Genomic DNA, 17,690 nt, shown 5'->3' on the forward strand with positions numbered 1-17,690 from the left:
GCACCCCTCAGCTCACGATCTGCCCCTTCCCCAGCGCGATCACCCCGCCCTTGGACACCGTGTACAGCTCCCCGTCCCGCTCCGGGTTCACCCCGATCGTCGCCCCCGGCGGGACCTCCACGTTCTTGTCCAGCACCGCGCCCCGCACCACGGCCCCGCGCCCGATCCGCACGTTGTCGTGCAGCACGGCCCCCTGCACCACCGCCCCGGGGTCGACCACGACCCCCGGCGACAGCACGGACCGCGTGACCTGCCCCCGTATCAGGCACCCGGCGCTGATGATCGACTCGCTGGCCATGCCGCCCGCGTTGAAGCGCGCCGGGGAGAGCTGGCCGGAGTGCGTGTAGATGGGCCAGTTCCGGTTGAAGAGGTTGAACGCGGGCCGCTCGGCGATCAGGTCCATGTGCGCGTCGTAGTACGCGTCGAGCGTCCCGACGTCCCGCCAGTACCCCCGGTCGCGGCTGGTCTCGCCGGGGACGTGGTTCTGGCTGAAGTCGTACAGGTACGCCTCCCCGCGCGCGGTGAGCTGCGGGAGGATCGAACCGCCCATGTCGTGCACGGAGTTCTCGTCCTCGGCGTCGCGCTGGAGCGCTTCGATGAGGGTCTTGGTGGTGAAGATGTAGTTGCCCATGGAGGCGAACACGGTGTCGGGGTCGTCCGCGAGCCCTGGCGGGTCGAGCGGCTTCTCCAGGAACCGTTCGACGACCTGCCCGTCGCTGCCCGGGGTGATCACCCCGAAGGACGAGGACTCGGCGCGCGGGACGCGGATCCCCGCGACGGTGACGCCCGCCCCGGACTCCATGTGCTGCGCGAGCATCTGCCGTGGGTCCATCCGGTAGACGTGGTCCGCGCCGAACACCGCGACGTACTCGGGCCGTTCGTCGTGGACGAGGTTCAGCGACTGGAGCAGCGCGTCGGCGCTGCCGAGGTACCAGCGCGGGCCCAGCCGCTGCTGCGCGGGGACCGGGGTGACGTAGTTGCCGAGCAGGCTCGACATCCGCCAGGTGGTGGTGATGTGCCGGTCCAGCGAGTGCGACTTGTACTGCGTCAGCACGCAGATGCGCAGGATGTCGGCGTTGACGAGGTTCGACAGGACGAAGTCCACCAGCCGGTACGTCCCGCCGAAGGTGACCGCGGGTTTCGCCCGGTCCGCCGTCAGGGGCATCAGCCGTTTGCCCTCACCGCCCGCCAGGACGATCCCGAGCACCGAAGGTCCACCACGACGCATGGCCGCTCCCCTCACCCTATGGTTCCCCTTGATTGCCCAACGGGGCGTCGCCTCAACCCTGTTCGAGGATCTCCGCGTAGAGCGCGACAGTGCGCCGGGCCACCGCGTCCCACCCGAACTCCCCCACCGCACGCACCCGTCCGGCCTCCCCCAACGCGCGCGCCGCGTCCGGATCGGCGAGCACGGAGTCGATCGCGCGGGCGAGCCCGGCCTCGAAGTCACCGTCCACATCGACCAGCAGTCCCGTACGCCCGTGGTCGACGACCTCGGGAATCCCGCCGACCCGCGAGGCGACGACCGGCGTCCCGCACGCCATCGCCTCCAGGTTGACGATGCCCAGCGGCTCGTAGACCGACGGGCACACGAACACGGCGGCGTGCGTGAGGAGTTGGATGACCTCGGGGCGCGGGAGCATCTTCGGGATCCAGTGCACGCCGTCCCGGACGCCGCTCAACTCCTCGTACAGCTCCCGGAACTCGCGGTCGATCTCCGGGGTGTCGGGGGCGCCCGCGCACAGCACGACCTGCGCGCGCGGGTCGATGTCCCGTACGGCGCGCAGGAGATGGGGGACGCCCTTCTGCCGGGTGATGCGGCCGACGAACAGGACGTAGGGCCGGTCGGGGTCGATTCCCGCGCGCACGAGGGCCTCGGTGCCGTGGTCGGGGCGGTACAGCGCGGTGTCGATGCCGTTGTGGACGACGTGCACGCGGGCGGGGTCGAGCGCGGGGTAGCAGGCGAGGATGTCCTCGCGCATCGCGCCGGAGACGGCGATCACGGCGTCGGCGGACTCGATCGCGGTGCGCTCGGCCCAGCTCGACAGGGCGTATCCGCCGCCGAGCTGCTCGGCCTTCCAGGGGCGCAGGGGCTCCAGGGAGTGCGCGGTCATCACGTGCGGCACACCGTGCAGGAGCTTCGCGAAGTGGCCCGCGAGGTTGGCGTACCAGGTGTGGGAGTGGACGAGCTGGCGGCCTTCGAGTCCGGCGGCCATGGCGAGGTCGACGGAGAAGGTGCGCAGCGCGTCGTTCGCGCCGTCGAGCACCGGCCAGGGGCGGTGGCGCAGCACGCCGTCGGTACGGCCCTCGCCCCAGCAGTGCACGTCGAGGTCGACGAGCGGCCTCAACTCCCGTGCCAGGAACTCCACATGGACGCCCGCGCCGCCGTACACGTCCGGCGGGTACTCGCGGGTCAGCAGCCCCACTCGCAACCGAAGCCCCCTTCTCAGCGGCCAGTGCCCTCATGGTCACCCAGACGGGGCGCGCGGGGAAGAGCGTCGAGGCAACAGTCGCCGCACAGGCCCCCGCCGGGCACCCGGTAGTACAGGCAGCAGCTGCTGCGCCGGAACCGGGGTCCGGTGAACGTGCCGGTGCCGGCGAGGAGCGGGTGGGTGAAGAGGCGGGCGGTGAGCGCGCGCGTGCCGGCGGCCACGTCGCTGCGGCCGTGCTGCCGGGCCCAGAGGATGAGCTGGCGTGCGCTGCCGGCGAGGGCGGAGCCGGCGTTGCCGCGCAGGAGGCCGGGGGCGACCCGGAAGCGGGCGTGCAGTGCCTCGGCCAGCGGTTCGAGGTGGGCGTCGAGGACCAGGGCGGCGAGGTCGTCCACCGGGCGCGGGCGGACCTCCGTGAGCCACAGGTCGTCCGGGGCGGAGGCGTCCGCGTCCCAGCGCAGGAGGGCGGGGTCGAGGTCGGGGAGGCGGCCGTACAGGGCGGCGGAGCCCAGGGCGACGGACCAGAGGCGGGAGGCCAGGGACTGGTGGGCGAGGGAGGCGGCGACCCGGTCCTCGGGGGCGCGGACACTCTCGGCGACCTTGCGGACACGGAAAATCAGCGGATGTCCGTAAACATCCGACGAGGGACTTCCGTACGCGTCGGCGAGGGTCGGCAGTGGGTCTCCTGCCCCCGGTAGGAGGGTGCGCAGGACGAAGAAGCCGCCGAGCGGGCGGAGGGCGGCGAGGGCGGGGTCGAGGCCGGTTTCGGGGTCCACGAAAAGCAGTAGTACCAAGAACGGCCGGAGAGGGAGACTCGGCTCGACACTGCGGCACCACCACCCTGAGGTGGACTGTGGTCCTTTCGTACTCCATCGGGAGTACGACGCAATGAGTGCTCAGGTACGACGACAGGAACAGATCGACAGGGCATCGTTGTTGACATGAAGGCCGACCGTTCGCCGCGCCGGGCCCCGCGCCCCCGCCTCACGCAGAGGAGCAGCTCATGAGCGCCCTCGCGTTGTCCGTGGTCCTGTCGCTGATCTCCGCCGTGGCGTACGCCGCGGGCGCGATCGTGCAGGAACAGGTGGCGCTCTCCTCCCCGGGCGCCTCCAGCGGGCAGTACGCTCCGCTGCGCCGCCCGGCGTGGTGGGGCGCGGTCGCGCTGAACGGCCTGGGCGGGGTGCTGCACGTGGTGGCGCTGGCGTACGGCCCGCTGAGCCTGGTGCAGCCGCTGGGCGCGCTGACGATCGTGTTCGCGCTGCCGATGGCGGCCCTGTTCGTGAAGCAGCGCGCGGGGGCGACGGCCTGGCGGGGCGCCCTGATGGCGACGATCGGCCTCGCGGGCCTGCTGGCGCTGGTCGGCGCCGCCGACTCGCAGTCCCTGTCGACGCCCGAGCGGATCGCGGTCGCGACGGCCACGGCCGGCGCGGTGGCCGCCCTGATGGTCGCCGCCCGCGCGGTGCACCGGCACCCGGCGGTGCGCGCGATGCTCCTCGCGACGGCCTCCGGTATCGCCTTCGGCATGTCGTCGGTGTTCACGAAGACGGTCGCCGTGGACTGGTCGGGCGGCGTCACCGCGGGTGACGTGCCCACGCTGGCCCTGATCGGCGTCCTCGCCACCGCCGGGATGCTCCTGTCCCAGGCGTCCTACCGCGGCGCGGGCCTCGCGGCCCCCCTGTCCACGCTGACCGTCGTCAACCCGGTGGTCGCGGCGGCCGTCGGCATCACGATGTTCGGCGAGACGTTCCGCTACGGCGCGACGGGCACCGCCCTCGCGCTCGGCTGCGGCGTCGTCGCGGCGGGCGGGCTGATCCTGCTGACGACCGAGCGGCTGGCCCGCGAGCACGCGCAGGAGACGGCCGAGCCGGGGCGGGACACCGGCGCCGGCCCCCTGCCGGAGCTGCCCGCACAGTCGGCTCCGGCCCATGAGGAGCTCCCTGAGGCACTCCCCGTCGCGCAGGCGAAGGAGCTGCCGAAGGCACCCCCCGTGCAGGTGCCGGACAGTCCTCCCTCGTGGGTGCCGGCCGATGCCGCCCACCTCGCGGACGGCACGTACCGGCTCTACTACGACGGCCTGTCACTGGCCCTGAGACGGCCCGACCGGCACCGCACGAAGGTCAGATCCTGACGCCCCCGGCCCGCAGGTAGGCCACCGGGTCGATGTCCGAGCCGAAGCCGGGCCCCGTCCGCACCTCGAAGTGCAGATGCGGGCCCGTGCTGTTGCCCGTGGACCCGGACCGGCCGATGCGCTGGCCCGTGGCGACCGACTGCCCGTCCCTGACGGAGATCGCCGAGAGGTGGGCGTACTGGGTGTAGCGGCCGTCGGCGTGCCGGATGACCACCTGGTAGCCGAAGGAGCCGCCCCACCCGGCGGTGACGACCTCGCCCGCACCGACCGCCTTGACGGAGGTCCCGGTGGGGACGGGGAAGTCGACGCCCGTGTGGTAGCCCTTCGACCAGGACGACCCCGTGGCGTGGTAGCGGGTGCCGGTGTCGGCGTTGACCGGGGCGACGAGGGAGCCGTCGCGCCCGCTCGACGCCGGCTTCGGCTTGCTCGCCTTGGGCTTGGCCTTGGCCTGGGGCTTGGTCTGCGGTTTGGTCTGCGCCGGAGCCTTGGCCCGGGGCGTCTTCTTCCCGTCCAGGCTCAGCCGCTGCCCCGGCATGATCAGGTCCGGATCGGAGCCGATGGTCTTCCGGTTCGCGGCGTACAGCCCCCGCCAGCCGCCTCTGACGTCCTTCTCGTCCGCGATCTCGGAGAGCGTGTCACCGCGGACGACGGTGTACATCTCGGTCCGCCCGGCACGGGACTGCGGGGTGGCCTGCGGCCGGACGTCGGGCGCCTCGGCCTTCGGGGCGGCCTTCTTCGGAGCCGCCTTCTGGGGGGCCGCCTTCTTCTGCGCCACCGGCACCGGGTCGATGTCCGGCGCGTCCCCGCCCCGCGTGAGCCCCGCCCGTACCGAGCACACCGGCCACGCGCCGGGCCCCTGGCCCTTGAGGACCTTCTCGGCCACCGCGATCTGCTGGTCCTTGGTGGCCAGATCCGCGCGCCCCGCGTACCGCAGACCGCCGTACGCCTCCCAGGTGGACTGGGTGAACTGGAGGCCGCCGTAGTAGCCGTTGCCGGTGTTGATGTGCCAGTTGTTCGAGGACTCGCAGGCCGCGACCTTGTCCCAGGTGTGGACGTCGGCGGCGTGCGCGGTGCCGGCGCCTATGAGGGGCAGCGCCATCCCGGCGCCACCTGCGGTGACGGTGAGCGAGGCGCGGTTGATCCGGGTCGGCTGGTATCGGCGGTGCCGGCCGCGTACGGCCATGGTGAACCCCCTGTACAGGCGTCAGGAGGGGAAAAAGTAAGGGGAGGGAACCGGCCAGGACAAGACCGCGAATCAGCCGCTGTCCTACCCCGATCGGTTCCTCTCATGTCACCGCGTTTCAGCCGAAGACGCCCTGCCCCGGCACGAGGACGCCCTTGGGGTCGTAGGTGCGTTTCGCGGCCACGAGCTGCGGCCACGCCGCCCCGAAGTGGGTCCGCCAGTCCTGCGGCCGAAACGGGATGGACCCCACCGGGTACTGCGTCCCGCCGGCCGCCGCGGTCCGCTCGTACGCCGCGCGGTTGGCGGCGAGGAGCCGGTCGACCGTGGCCGTGTCGGCGGGCGGGGTCGCCGCGAGGATCGCGAACAGGTACGGAACCGGGTCGTCCGGCATGGGCAGCAGGGGTGCGTGCAGGCGGGCGCGGTCGAGCGGGTAGAGGAGGATCAGCCCGGCGCCGACGTCGGCGGCGGTGGTCCCGGCGAGGATCTCCCGGGTCACCTCGGCGGTCCGCTCGCCCGGGACCAGCAGGTTCAGCCAGGGGTGCGCGTACGCCCAGATCCCGGACTTCTTCAGCTCCTCGGCGACCGGCCCGACCCGGTTGACGAAGTCGAAGTACGTCGGCGTGGTCCGCTGCACGCCCGCCGGGTCGTACGACAGTCCCGCGAGCAGCGCCGCTTCCGGGACCTCGGCGTCGTAGGAGACCGCCTCCAGGACGTACGCCGTGAAGGCGCCGTTCTTGTCGGCGGTGACCTGGCCCTCGACGTAGTCGAAGCGGCGCTCCTGGGTGAGGGTGCGCTGGTCGGCGAGGAAGGTGTCGAGGTCGGTGTAGGGGAGGAGGTAGTGGCGGACCGTCGCGGCGGTGGGCGCCGGGACCAGGCGCAGGGTCGCGGAGACGATGACCGCGCACTGGCCGAGGCCCGCGAGGACGGCGTGGAAGAGGTCGGCGCGGCGGGTCGGGGAGCAGTGGACCAGTTCGCCCGCGCCGGTGACGACGTCGAGGGCGAGGACGTTGTCGACCTGGGCGCCGTGCCGGTGGGTCTGGCCGCCGATGCCGCCGACGGAGAGGGTGCCGCCGACGGAGAGTTCGATGTAGTCGGTGAACACGGGCGGGGTGAGGCCGTGTTCGAGGGTGGCGCGCAGGACGTCGATCCACACGGCGCCCGCGCCGACGGTGACCTTGCCGTGCGCGGGGGTGCCGATGTGGTTCAGCGGGGTCGTCTCGATGATCACGCCGCCCGGCACCTGGGCCTGGCCGAAGGTGCCGTGGCCCTGGCCGCGCGGGGCGACGTCGAGGGCGTGGGTGTTGCAGAAGCGGATCATCTTGACGACGTCGTCGACCGAGCCGGGGCGCAGGACGGCGGCCGGGGTGCGGTGCACGATGTGGCCGTAGTCGTCGGCCGCCGCCGCGAGGGAGGCGGGGTCGGTGAGGAGGGTGCCGTCCAGGGGCGGGACCTCGGCGAAGGTGCTGTGCGCGGTCGCGGCCCAGGTGCGGGTGAAGGGGTCGAACGCGACCACGGCGGAGCCCGCGGCCAGGCCCTGGAGCAGGGTGCGTCGGGAGGGTGTGGGGGTCATGTGCCTCGCCTCGTCCGGTCTTTCGGGCCATGGTGAGGGCGGCCTGAAAGGGCATCAAGTGGATCTGAGGCTCATATTAGGACGATCTTGATCGCCGAGTACTTGTGTTCTCAAGCACATCGGTCAGGTGCACAGCTCGGCGGCCGCCGCGAGCCCCGGCCGGGGGCTGGAGAACACCGGGACCGGCGTCCGGGCGAGCCCCTGCGCCGGGGTCATCGACGCCTGCGCCAGCACGATCGCGTCGGCGTCCGTCACCGCGTCCACCGCGTCCGCGACCGCCCGGGCGTACCCCTCGGCGTCCCCGGCCTCGAACAGCTCCCAGGCACCCTCGACGAGGACCGTCCGTACGGCGACCGGACGCCCGCCCGCCTCCTCGGCCACCAGAGCGGCGGTCGGCTCCAGCGTGCTGGCGACCGTCCCGAGGACGACGACCCGGTCCCCGGCGGCGACCGCCTCGGCGGCCATCGGCCGGTCCACCCTGACGACGGGGACGGCGAGCCCCTCGCCCTGCGCCTCCGCGACCCCGCCGATCGACGAGCACGTGCACAGCACCGCGTCCACGCCCTCCGCGACGGCCCGCTCCAGCGCCTCCCGCACCGCGGGCGCGACCGCCTCCGGCCCCTCGGCACGGGCCCGCGCGAGGAGGCTCTCGTCCACGTGGTGACGCAGGACCAGGGCGGGGTGGTGCTCGTCGCGCAGGGCGTCGAAGACGGGGATGTGGGCGGGGGACGTGTGCAGGAGGGCGAGGCGCATGCGGTGACCTTATGAGGGCCCGCTCGTGCCACTCAGCGGGCCTCGGGGTGCTCCTTCAGCCACGCCTTCGCCGCGCGCAGGAGTTCGGGGCTCGCGGGCGGGGCCTGGTCGGGGTGGCGGGCCGCCCAGGAGACGACGTACGGGCAGAGAGGGGCGACCTTCCTGCCCTCCTCGGCGGCGATCTCGTACAGCCTCCCCGCCAGGGAGCCCGCGACGCCCTTGCCCTCATGGGCCGGCTCCACGACCGTGTGCACCGGGACCAGGGCCGGTTCGGGCGTGTCCAGCGTGAAGTAGGCGATGTGGCCGAGGAGTTCGCCGTCCGCGTGCAGCGCCTCCAGGCGGCCCGCCGTACGGTCGTCGCGGATCTCGAAGTCACTCATGGGCACGCTCCCGGTGTGAGGGGTACGGGCCGAGCGTAGTCGACGGTGATCATCGCCCGAAGGCCAGCGTCCCCGACGCGGTGGCCGTCCCGTCCTGCACCACCCTGAACCCCCAACTCCCCTCCCCCGGCACGCACTCGACGCGCGCCGCGGGCGCCCACTCCGTGAAGCCGGTCGCCGTCAGATCCGCGCCGAGGAGCCGGGCCCCGCGCCCGAGCGCGAGACACACGGCCTGCCGCGCGGACTCCAGCAGCACCATGCCGGGGACGTGGTCGCTGGGGTGGTCGAAGAAGAGGGGGTGACTCAGATCGGCGGGATCGACGCGTACGGTGCCGTCGGCGGCGCGGCTCACCAGGACCCCGCCCTCGCCGCCCACCCCGACCTCGGCGGGCGCGGGCCGCTCCCCGGCGGGCGCGAGGGGCGGGCACTGGACGCGGCCGGTGCGCAGCGCCTCGTACTGCTGCGGGGTCAGGGTGCGCAGCCGGCCCTCCGCATGGCCGAAGGGGACGCCGCCGCAGGAGAACGCGACCCGCATCGACAGCGACAACGGGCCCGGGCGGGAGGGGACTTGGCGGACGTCGGAGAGGCGGGCCTCGCACAGGACGTCGCTCGCGCCGAACGCCGCGCGGGGTTCGGCGCCGGGGTCGAGCGCGAAGCCCACGGTCCTGATGAGGAGGCGGGTCTCCGGGGGGCTGCCCAGGAACAGACGGGGGATCAGCAGGCCGATCTGACGGATCGTCTCCGCCGCGAACACCGGGTCGTGGCGGCCCTCCGGGTCGGGGCGGAACGTGGAGTGGCGCAGCGGCCACTGCGCGGCGACCAGGAAGCGGGTGTCCGAGACTCTGAGCGCGTCCGTGAGCAGGACCTCGGCCACCGAGCGGCGGTGGACCAGATGGCGGGAGACCGTGCGGTCCCAGGCCGGGGCCTGAGAGGTCTGCTGGACTGCGGCGACGGCGGGCGGAACGACAAGAGTTTCAGACATAAAATCATGAGAACAACGATTCGCCGTGTCGCTGCTGACATTTCCCGCCACCGCCTATAGATCACCTGAAAGGCCGATGAGCTTTCCCAGGACCCGGAGGCGAAGGATGCAGGAACGCGCGGAGACGACCAGGAAGGCCGTTCTCGTCGCGGCCTCGCGGCTCTTCGAGGAGTACGGATACGCGGGCACGAGCATTTCCGACGTGGCGCGTGCCAGCGGGTACACGAGCGGGGCGCTCTATTTCCACTTCGGCAGCAAGGAGGACCTCGCGCGCAGTGTCGTCGAGGCCCACTTCACGCACTGGCCGCCCGTCGTCGCCGACTGCCTGGAGCGCGACGGCAGCGCCCTGGAGCGGCTCGTCCTGCTGAGCTTCGAGGTCGCCCGGGAGTTCCGCGACAACCACGTCGTGCGCGCGGGCAACCGGCTGTGGAACGAACGGCACGCGATCTCCACGCAGTTGCCGCCGCCGTTCGTGGGCTGGATCACCACGGTCGCCGAGATCCTCGCGCAGTCCCGCGCCGCCGGTGAGCTCTCCCCCGCCGTCGACATCCCCAGGGCCGCCCGCACCGTCATCGGCGCCTTCTTCGGCACCCACACGGTCTCCGACGCCCTCACCCGCCGCGCCGACGTCGAGGAAGCCGTCACCGACATGTGGCGCCTGCTCCTCCCGGCCCTCCAGACCCACCCCGACCCGGAGGGCTGCCTGTCCCGGGCCCGGGGACTGCCGGCCCTGCCGAAGGCTCGGGGCGAGGGGAAGGTGCGGGTGGGGTGAGAGGGCCGGAAGCCGCCGGTTCGGCCGAAGGCTCGGGGTGAAACGAAGGCGGGATGAGGTGAGGGAGCCACGAGTCACCGGGTCCAGCCGGCAGCCGGGGCGAGACGAAGGCGGGCGCAGGACGAAGGTGCGGGTGGGACGAGGGATCCGGAGCTGCCGCCGAGCCCGGCCGTCCCCGGACGCCGGCGCCCTCAACCGCCCCGGGACGCTGCCGGTTCGGCCCACGGCCCGGGACGAGACGAAAGTGCGGGCAAGAGGAGCGGCCCGGGAGCTGCCGTCTCGCCCGCCTCTCGGGGCACCGGCGCACTCGACCACCCCGGGCCGCCGCCCCTCGGCCACCCCGAAACACCGACGTCCTCAACTCTCCGCGTGCACCGCCCTGTTCCGCTCCGCCCGCCGGCGTGAAACCCCGCCCTCGGGCGTCCTCCACAGGCGCCGGCGTTTCGGCGGGAGGACCTGCACCTCGTACTCGCCGCTCGAAGCGGCCGGTGCCGCATGGGAGTTGGGGGTGCGCGCGATCCACCGTGCGGCCGCCCGCAGCGAGTTGAGCCGGCGTCGGCACAGGGCCGCGTGGACCGCAGGGAGTTGAGGCGCCGGGAGGGACGCCAGCATGGCGTGCATCAGGCGTCCCGCGTGGAGTTCGTACCCGGCGGCGGAGGGGTGGAAGCCGTCGTCGGCGATCAGCCGGGACCGGTGCGTACGGAAGTCGTCGTCGCGGAACGACACGATCCGCGCGCCCGCCCTGAGCGCGTGGCGTGCCTGGAGCCGCCCGAGCCGGCGGCACCGCATCGACAGGAACCGGCCCAGCGGCCCGGGGAGCGCGTCCCCGCACCCGGCGTCCGGGCTGACCGCCGCGACGACGGCCGCCCCCTCCCCCACGAGCCGCCGCACATGCCGCCCGAGCGCCCGCGCGGCCCGCCCGAGCGGCACCGGCAGCAGGCTGTCGTTGGCCCCCGTGAGCACGACCACGAGATCCGGCCGCACCCGCGCCGCCTGCTCGACCTTCCCGGCGAGCGAGACCGTCGTGGCCCCGAACCGCCCGTACACCCACACCCGTACGGCCCGCCCGGTCTCCTCCGCGAGCCACTGACCCAGCACGGCCCCGGGCGCCTGCCCCGCATGCCCCACCCCGATCCCCAGCGCGGTGGAGTCCCCGACGACCACGAGCCGGATCTCGTCACCACCAGGCGCGAGGGACGCGGGGGAGAACCCCGCCTGCCCGCAGGCGGATTCGGTCTGCCCGGCGGCGCTCCCCGTGTGCACCGCCGCCACCGCCGCCCCGCCCTCCCCCGGCCGCAGCCGCCCCCTCACCCCTGTCTCCGCCCCCGCCCCCGTCCCCCCGGGCGTGTACACCCCGTTGACCCGGTGGACCCCCCGCGGGTCCAGATGCCGGAGCGAGCGCAGGAACACCCGCGCGTACCAGACCGTGAGCATGCGAGCAGGCCGGAGCGAGGCCATCGGACACCTTCCGTGTCGGTGAGGGGTCGGTCAGGACAGGACTGTTTCGAGGACGTCGGAGTCGGAGAGCAGGTGGACGTCGGGCCCGTGGCCGCCGGCGAGGCGGGCGAGGCCCTGGACCATGCGGCGGGCGCGGATGTTGTCGGCGGCGACGTAGGCGACGACGGTGCGCACGCCCATGAAGTGGGCGAGCCCGTACAGCCGCCGGGAGAGGACGCCGCCGAGCCCGTGGGACTGCCAGGTGTCCTCGACGAGGACGGCCAGCTCGGCGACGTCGGGGTGGCGTTCGTAGAGGAGGTGCCCGACGGCGACGACCCGCTCGGGCAGGCCGAAGGGCGTCGCGAGGAGCGTGCACCCGGCCCGGGGCGCGCTCATTCGCTCCCACGCGCCGCGGGTGAGCTGCGGCGTCCCGGTGTGGTAGCGCCGCGCCCGGGTGGCGACGGAGCAGCGCACATGCAGCGCGCGGACGGCGTCGTAGTCGCCGGTGTGCCCGGTGCGGAGGGTCACGGTCACGGCCGGCCGCCGACGGTGAGGGGCGGCTCGGCGGGCGCGGGCAGCCGGGTGGTGAGCAGCGCGTCGACCGCGTCGAGGTAGCGCAGCGCGTCGGCGTCGAGTCCCGGCAGTGCGGGCAGGTTCCAGTGTCCGAGGAGGGGCCGGACGACCTGGTCGAGGTGGACGCCGAGGCCGTACCCGTCGGACAGCTCGGGCGCGAGGAGTTCGGCGCAGATCGCGGTCGCCGTGCGGGAGGGGGCGATCAGGAGGGCGTCGTCGAGAAGGGAACGGTGGAAGCGGGCGTGGAGTTCCTTGTCGTCGGCGATGCGTGCGAGGAGTGCGGCGCAGCAGTCGGGTACGTCGGTGACGGCCCGGTAGCGGACGGCGGCGGCCTGTTCGCGGACGGCGAGCCGCGCGAGGGCGCGGGCGAGGTCGGGCGCGGGTTCGCCGCGGACCTCGCACAGGGTCCGCAGCCGGGCCCGCTCCAGTTCCGCCGGGTCGGCGGCGCGGCTGGTGAGGAGGTAGTCGCGCAGGGCGGTGGCGTGCCGCTGTTCCTCGGCGGTCCAGCGGTGCAGCCAGCGCGCCCAGGCGCCCCGGTGGCCGTAGACGGCGGCGAGGGCCGCGTGCCGGCGGGGGAGGTCCTCCTCGGTGGCGAGGAGTTCCGTGAGGGCGGTGCGGGCGGGCTCGGGCAGCCGGGACTGTCCGGGGTGCCAGGGGGAGCTGTCGAAATCCCAGGCGAGGGACCAGGGGACGAGGTCGTGCGGCATCCAGTCCCGTACGTCCGTCAGGTGCTGGTCCAGTCGGCGGGCGACGCGGGGTTCGAGTTCCGCGCGCAGATCGATCGGCATGGCGATGTCCCGGTTCGAATTGCGGAGGGAGTGGCTGGGCGGACCGTTGTCTTTGTCCGTGGCGAAGGAACGCGGCCCATAATGGTCCCTATCGTTCCCGCGTCGCAGGTTGCCACGAGCGGGTGGCCGCCGACGGCCCGTTTCCGCTGGACGGAGTGTTCCCCGGCGCATGTTTCACTCGGAAGGGGGCGAAATACGGACCATGCTTTCTTGCATCACGTCGGATCATTTTCCGTGGGTTTTATCGGCCCGTTCTCGGAAGAATTTTCGGGAACGGGGTGAGGAGGTTCCGAGATGCCGACCACTTCCGTGGCGGACCGTTCGTGTCAGGTCGATGCCCTGCGGGAGAGGGAATTCCCGTATCTGGACGCGTCGGCCCACGCCTATCTCGACTACACGGGCGCGGCCCTGGCCCCGCTCTCGCTGATCCGGGGCAGCGCGGCCCGGCTCGCCTCGGGGGTGTACGGCAATCCGCACACGGCGAGCCCGGCCTCGCTCGCCTCGACCCGGCTGGTGGAGGAGGCCCGGGAGGCGGTGCTCGCGTTCTGCGGGGCGTCGCCGGAGGGGCCCGAGGCGTACACAGTCGTCTTCACGCCGAACGCGACGGCGGCCGTGCGGCTGGTCGCCGAGGCGTACCCGTTCGGGCCCCGTACGCCGCTGGTGTTCCTCGGGGACGACCACAACTCGGTGCTGGGGATGCGCCGGTACGCGCGCCGGGCGGGCGCCCCGGTGCGGGTGGTGCCGCTGGGGCCGGGGTTCCGTACGGAGTCGGCGGCGGTGACGGCGTGTCTGGAGGCGGGCGGGCGGGGGCTGTTCGCGTTCCCGGCGCAGTCGAACGCGACGGGCGTGCGGCATCCGCTGGAGTGGGTGGGTGAGGCGCGGCGCCGGGGGTGGCGGGTGCTGCTGGACGCGGCCGCGTATCTGCCGAGCGGTCCGCTGGACCTGACGGCCGTCCCGGCGGACTTCGTCGCGCTGTCCTGGTACAAGATCAGCGGTTTCCCGGCCGGCGTGGGCTGCCTGGTCGCCCGCCGTGACGCCCTGGCGGGGCTGCGCCGGCCCTGGTTCGCGGGCGGCACGGTCCTCGCCTCGTCCTCCCACACGGACTGGCACCTCCCCGCGCCCGCGCCGGAGGGCTTCGAGGACGGCACCCTCCCGTTCCTGGCGCTGCCCGACGTGACGGCGGCGGTCGCCTGGCATCGCGCGATCGGGTACGACGCCGTCCACCACCACGTCACCCGGCTCACGGCGCGGCTCCTGGCGGGCCTCACGGCCCTGCGTCACCCGGGCGGGGAGCCGGCGGTCCGGGTCCTGGGGCCCCTGTCCACCGAGGACCGGGGTCCCACGGTCGCCTTCAACCTGCTGCGCCCCGACGGCTCCCCCGTCGACGAACGCGTCCTCCAGCTGGCCGCCGCCGAGGCCCGGATCAGCCTGCGCACCGGCTGCTTCTGCAATCCCGGTGTCGCCGAGGAGGCCAACGGGATGACGCCGGAGGTGGTCCGGGAGGCCCTCGTGCGGGGGGACCCGGCCGACGTCGACGCCTACCTCCACCGGCTCACCGTCCAGGCGCAGGGGGCGGTGCGGGCGTCGATGGGGGTGGCGACGGACGCGCGGGACGTGGAGCGGCTGGTGGAGGTGTGCGGGGACGTGGTGGCGCGGGGGGCGTGGGAGGGGGCGTTCGGGCCCCGGGCGGGGTGCTGACGCGTCATCGCACGACGGCCGCCTCCGTCTTGTTCTCCTCCTCGCGCCCCTCGAACTGGGTCCGGTACAGCTCCGCGTACCGTCCGTCCGCCGCCAGCAGCCCTTCGTGCGTGCCCTGTTCGACGATGCGGCCGGCTTCCAGGACGAGGATCACGTCGGCCGTGCGGACGGTGGACAGGCGGTGGGCGATGACCAGGGCCGTGCGGTCGGCGAGGGCTTCGGCCAGGGCCTCCTGGACGGCCGCCTCGGAGGTGTTGTCCAGGTGGGCGGTGGCCTCGTCGAGGATGACGACGCGCTGGCGGGCGAGAAGGAGGCGGGCGATGGTCATGCGCTGGCGTTCGCCGCCGGAGAGCCGGTAGCCGCGTTCGCCGACGACGGTGTCGAGGGCGTCGGGCAGGTCCCGGACCAGCGTGTCGAGGCGGGCCCGGCGCAGGGCGTCCCACAGGTCGGCGTCGCTCGCGCCGGGCGCGGCGAGGAGCAGGTTCGCGCGGACGGTGTCGTGGAAGAGGTGCCCGTCCTGGGTGACCATGCCGACGGTTTCGCGCAGGGAGCGCGCGGTGACGTCGCGGACGTCGACGCCGCCGACGCGTACGGCGCCGGAGTCGACGTCGTACAGGCGCGGCAGGAGCTGCGCGATCGTCGACTTCCCGGCGCCGGAGGAGCCGACGAGGGCGACGGTCCGGCCCGGTTCCGCGCGGAACGTCAGGCCGTGCAGGACCTCCGTGCCGCCCCGGGTGTCGAGGGCCGCGACCTCCTCCAGGGAGGCGAGGGAGACGCGGTCGGCGGCGGGGTAGCCGAAGCGGACGTCGTCGAACTCCACGGAGAGCGGGCCGGGCGGGAGGTCACCGGCGTCGGGTTTCTCCTCGATCAGCGGTTTCAGGTCCAGGACCTCGAAGACGCGCTCGAAGCTCACCAGGGCGCTCATCACCTCGACGCGCGCCCCCGCGAGGGAGGTGAGCGGCGCGTACAGGCGGGTGAGGAGCAGCGCGAGGGAGACGACGGCGCCGGGCTCCAGGGTGCCGCCGAGGGCGAGGCGCCCGCCGAGGCCGTACACGAGGGCCAGGGCCAGGGCGGAGACCAGGGTGAGGGCGGTGATGAAGACGGACTGGGCGGTGGCCGTGCGGACGCCGATGTCGCGGACGCGGGACGCTCGTTCGGCGAACTGGGCGGACTCCTCCTCGGGGCGGCCGAAGAGTTTGACGAGGGTCGCGCCGGGCGCGGAGAAGCGCTCGGTCATGCGGGTGCCCATCGCGGCGTTGAGGGTCGCGGCCTCGCGCTGCATTCCGGCCATCTTCGCGCCCATCCGGCGGGCGGGGATCACGAACACCGGCAGCAGGGCCAGCGCGAGGAGTGTGACCTGCCAGGACAGGGTGAGCATGACGGCGAGTGTGAGCAGGAGGGTGACGAGGTTGCTGACGACGCCGGAGAGGGTGTTGCTGAAGGCGCGCTGGGCGCCGATCACGTCGTTGTTGAGCCGGGAGACCAGCGCTCCCGTACGGGTCCGGGTGAAGAACGCGACCGGCATGCGCTGCACGTGATCGAACACGGCCGTGCGCAGATCCAGGATGAGTCCCTCCCCGAGCGTCGCCGAGAGCCGCCGGCCTAGGATGCCGAGGGCCGCTTCGAGGATCGCGATGGCGGCGATGAGCAGGGCGAGGCGGACGACGGTGGCGGGGTCGCCGTGCGACACGATCGTGTCGACGACGCGGCCGGCGAGGACGGGTCCGGCGACCGCGAGGAGCGCGGTCACCATCCCGAGCACGACGAAGAGCGCGATCCTCTTGCGGTGCGGGCGGGCGAAGGCGCCGATGCGGCGCAGGGTGGCCCGGTCGAAGGGGCGGTTCTTGGACTGTGCCTGGGCCGACATGGCGCTCTGCAACTGCGCCCAGGCGGTGATCTCCATGCTCATGGGGACGACCGTAGGACCTCGACCAATCTTGAGGTCAAGGGCGTGCCGGGCGTTCGTCATGCGGTGTCCGCGCGTCCGCAACCCGCTGTTGTGCCGGGGTGGAAACGCTCTGCCGACGTGACCGTCCCCATCGCACCCGGGCGCCTTCCCCTGCGCCAACTCCTCTGTCTGGTCCCCGTCGTCCTCGTCGCCGTCGTCGCGGTCCGCCACCGTGACGTCCTCGCCGAGGGGTTCGGGCACCTCCACGACGCCGAGTGGCCCTGGCTGCTCGCCGCCGCCGGGGCGACCTGTCTGACCTGGGTCGCCGCCGCCGTCACCCGGCAGGGCGCGGTGTCAGAGCGCCTGCCCCGGCTGCGGCTGCTGGCGACCCAGTTCGCGGCCGGCGCCGCCAACCACCTGCTGCCGACCGGCCTCGGCGCGGGCGCGGTCAACCTCCGGTTCATGACCGTGTGCGGGGTGCCGCCGGCCCGCTCCTCGGCTGCCCTCGCGCTGTACCTCCTCGCGGAGAGCGTCGCCCGCGTCGCCCTGCTGGCCGCCCTGTTGTTCGCCTTCCCCGGCGCCCTGCGCCTGGGCGCCCTCCTCCCCGACACGGACGCGGGCCCGCTCCTCGCGGCCGTCACCGCCGGCCTGGCCGTCACCGGGGTCGCGCTGTCCTTCGTACGGCGGCTGCGCGCGTCCGTCGTGACGTTCCTGCGGGCCGCTCTCACCGAGGCGCGGTCCGTGCACACGTGTCCCGGGCGGGCGCTGGCGCTGTGGGGCGGTTCGCTGGCCTTCCCGCTGCTCCAGGCCGCCGGGCTCGTCGCCGTGGGGCGGGCGCTCGGGCTGCCGGTGCCGGCTCTGCACATGGCGCTCGCGTATCTCGCGGCGACCGTGGCCGTCGCGATGGTGCCCACGCCGGGCGGCATCGGGTCGGTGGAGGCGGCGCTGGTGATCGCGCTGGTGGCGGCGGGGGGGCCGCCGGCGCTGACGACGGCGGTCGTGCTGACGTACCGGGTGATCACGGTGTGGGTGCCGTTGGTGCCGGGGGCGGTGACGCTGGGGGCGCTGGTGCGGTTCAAGGTGATATGAGGGGCGCCCGCCCCCGGGGT

At 73.7% G+C, this 17,690-nt stretch carries 16 protein-coding genes; 4 read left to right on the forward strand and 12 right to left on the reverse strand.

The features are described 5' to 3' along the window. Positions 1–7: 7 nt before the first annotated feature. The 3 genes from glgC to ACLZOT_RS22130 are packed head-to-tail and all read right to left on the reverse strand — an operon-like array spanning position 8 to position 3,205. A complete protein-coding gene (gene glgC / locus ACLZOT_RS22120) occupies positions 8–1,228 on the reverse strand; it encodes a glucose-1-phosphate adenylyltransferase (RefSeq protein WP_416970732.1) in 1,221 nt (406 codons plus the stop codon). Positions 1,229–1,280: 52 nt separating this feature from the next. Continuing rightward, positions 1,281–2,432 (reverse strand): glycogen synthase, encoded by a 1,152-nt coding sequence (gene glgA / locus ACLZOT_RS22125; protein ID WP_416970733.1) that lies wholly within the window; start codon positions 2,430–2,432, stop codon positions 1,281–1,283. Between the two features lie 14 nt (positions 2,433–2,446). Further along, positions 2,447–3,205, reverse strand: a complete 759-nt coding sequence (locus ACLZOT_RS22130) for a (2Fe-2S)-binding protein (protein WP_416970734.1) — start codon at positions 3,203–3,205, stop codon at positions 2,447–2,449. Between the two features lie 227 nt (positions 3,206–3,432). Here ACLZOT_RS22130 and ACLZOT_RS22135 point away from each other — a divergent pair, with 227 nt between their 5' ends. After that, positions 3,433–4,557, forward strand: coding sequence for a DMT family transporter (locus ACLZOT_RS22135; protein WP_416970735.1), 1,125 nt, complete (start codon positions 3,433–3,435; stop codon positions 4,555–4,557). On the opposite strand, the gene ACLZOT_RS22140 is transcribed toward ACLZOT_RS22135, so the two are convergent. The 5 genes from ACLZOT_RS22140 to ACLZOT_RS22160 form a co-directional block, all read right to left on the reverse strand. Further along, complete coding sequence (locus ACLZOT_RS22140; RefSeq protein WP_416970736.1) at positions 4,547–5,740, reverse strand: transglycosylase family protein; 1,194 nt, start codon at positions 5,738–5,740, stop codon at positions 4,547–4,549. The genes ACLZOT_RS22135 and ACLZOT_RS22140 overlap by 11 nt on opposite strands. Positions 5,741–5,858: 118 nt before the next feature. Beyond that, complete coding sequence (locus ACLZOT_RS22145; RefSeq protein ID WP_416970737.1) at positions 5,859–7,310, reverse strand: FAD-binding protein; 1,452 nt, start codon at positions 7,308–7,310, stop codon at positions 5,859–5,861. Between the two features lie 123 nt (positions 7,311–7,433). Beyond that, positions 7,434–8,063: an aspartate/glutamate racemase family protein gene (locus ACLZOT_RS22150; RefSeq protein WP_416970738.1), complete on the reverse strand. Its 630-nt coding sequence runs from the start codon at positions 8,061–8,063 to the stop codon at positions 7,434–7,436. A 32-nt stretch (positions 8,064–8,095) separates the two neighbouring features. Continuing rightward, positions 8,096–8,443 (reverse strand): GNAT family N-acetyltransferase, encoded by a 348-nt coding sequence (locus ACLZOT_RS22155; RefSeq protein ID WP_416970739.1) that lies wholly within the window; start codon positions 8,441–8,443, stop codon positions 8,096–8,098. Between the two features lie 49 nt (positions 8,444–8,492). After that, on the reverse strand, positions 8,493–9,425 hold the full coding sequence (locus ACLZOT_RS22160) for a ScbA/BarX family gamma-butyrolactone biosynthesis protein (RefSeq protein WP_416970740.1): 933 nt from the start codon (positions 9,423–9,425) through the stop codon (positions 8,493–8,495). Positions 9,426–9,531: 106 nt separating this feature from the next. On the opposite strand from ACLZOT_RS22160, the gene ACLZOT_RS22165 reads away from it, so the two are divergent. Continuing rightward, positions 9,532–10,197: a ScbR family autoregulator-binding transcription factor gene (locus tag ACLZOT_RS22165; protein ID WP_416970741.1), complete on the forward strand. Its 666-nt coding sequence runs from the start codon at positions 9,532–9,534 to the stop codon at positions 10,195–10,197. A gap of 357 nt (positions 10,198–10,554) precedes the next feature. Here the strand turns inward: ACLZOT_RS22165 and ACLZOT_RS22170 are convergent, their stop codons facing one another. Genes ACLZOT_RS22170 through ACLZOT_RS22180 form a run of 3 tightly spaced genes read right to left on the reverse strand, consistent with a single transcriptional unit; the run spans position 10,555 to position 12,995 of the window. After that, on the reverse strand, positions 10,555–11,655 hold the full coding sequence (locus tag ACLZOT_RS22170) for an SGNH/GDSL hydrolase family protein (RefSeq protein WP_416970742.1): 1,101 nt from the start codon (positions 11,653–11,655) through the stop codon (positions 10,555–10,557). Between the two features lie 30 nt (positions 11,656–11,685). Further along, positions 11,686–12,168, reverse strand: a complete 483-nt coding sequence (locus ACLZOT_RS22175; protein WP_416970743.1) for a GNAT family N-acetyltransferase — start codon at positions 12,166–12,168, stop codon at positions 11,686–11,688. Beyond that, a complete protein-coding gene (locus ACLZOT_RS22180; protein ID WP_416970744.1) occupies positions 12,165–12,995 on the reverse strand; it encodes an acyl-ACP desaturase in 831 nt (276 codons plus the stop codon). The genes ACLZOT_RS22175 and ACLZOT_RS22180 overlap by 4 nt, the downstream gene beginning before the upstream one ends. A gap of 294 nt (positions 12,996–13,289) precedes the next feature. Here ACLZOT_RS22180 and ACLZOT_RS22185 point away from each other — a divergent pair, with 294 nt between their 5' ends. Then, a complete protein-coding gene (locus tag ACLZOT_RS22185; RefSeq protein WP_416970745.1) occupies positions 13,290–14,693 on the forward strand; it encodes an aminotransferase class V-fold PLP-dependent enzyme in 1,404 nt (467 codons plus the stop codon). Between the two features lie 4 nt (positions 14,694–14,697). Here the strand turns inward: ACLZOT_RS22185 and ACLZOT_RS22190 are convergent, their stop codons facing one another. Next, positions 14,698–16,596 (reverse strand): ABC transporter ATP-binding protein, encoded by a 1,899-nt coding sequence (locus ACLZOT_RS22190; RefSeq protein WP_416970876.1) that lies wholly within the window; start codon positions 16,594–16,596, stop codon positions 14,698–14,700. Between the two features lie 123 nt (positions 16,597–16,719). Between ACLZOT_RS22190 and ACLZOT_RS22195 the strand changes: the two genes are divergently transcribed. After that, on the forward strand, positions 16,720–17,670 hold the full coding sequence (locus ACLZOT_RS22195) for a lysylphosphatidylglycerol synthase transmembrane domain-containing protein (RefSeq protein WP_416970746.1): 951 nt from the start codon (positions 16,720–16,722) through the stop codon (positions 17,668–17,670). Positions 17,671–17,690 lie beyond the last annotated feature (20 nt).

It is taken from the genome of Streptomyces sp. 4F14, assembly GCF_048159485.1.
GTDB lineage: Bacteria > Actinomycetota > Actinomycetes > Streptomycetales > Streptomycetaceae > Streptomyces.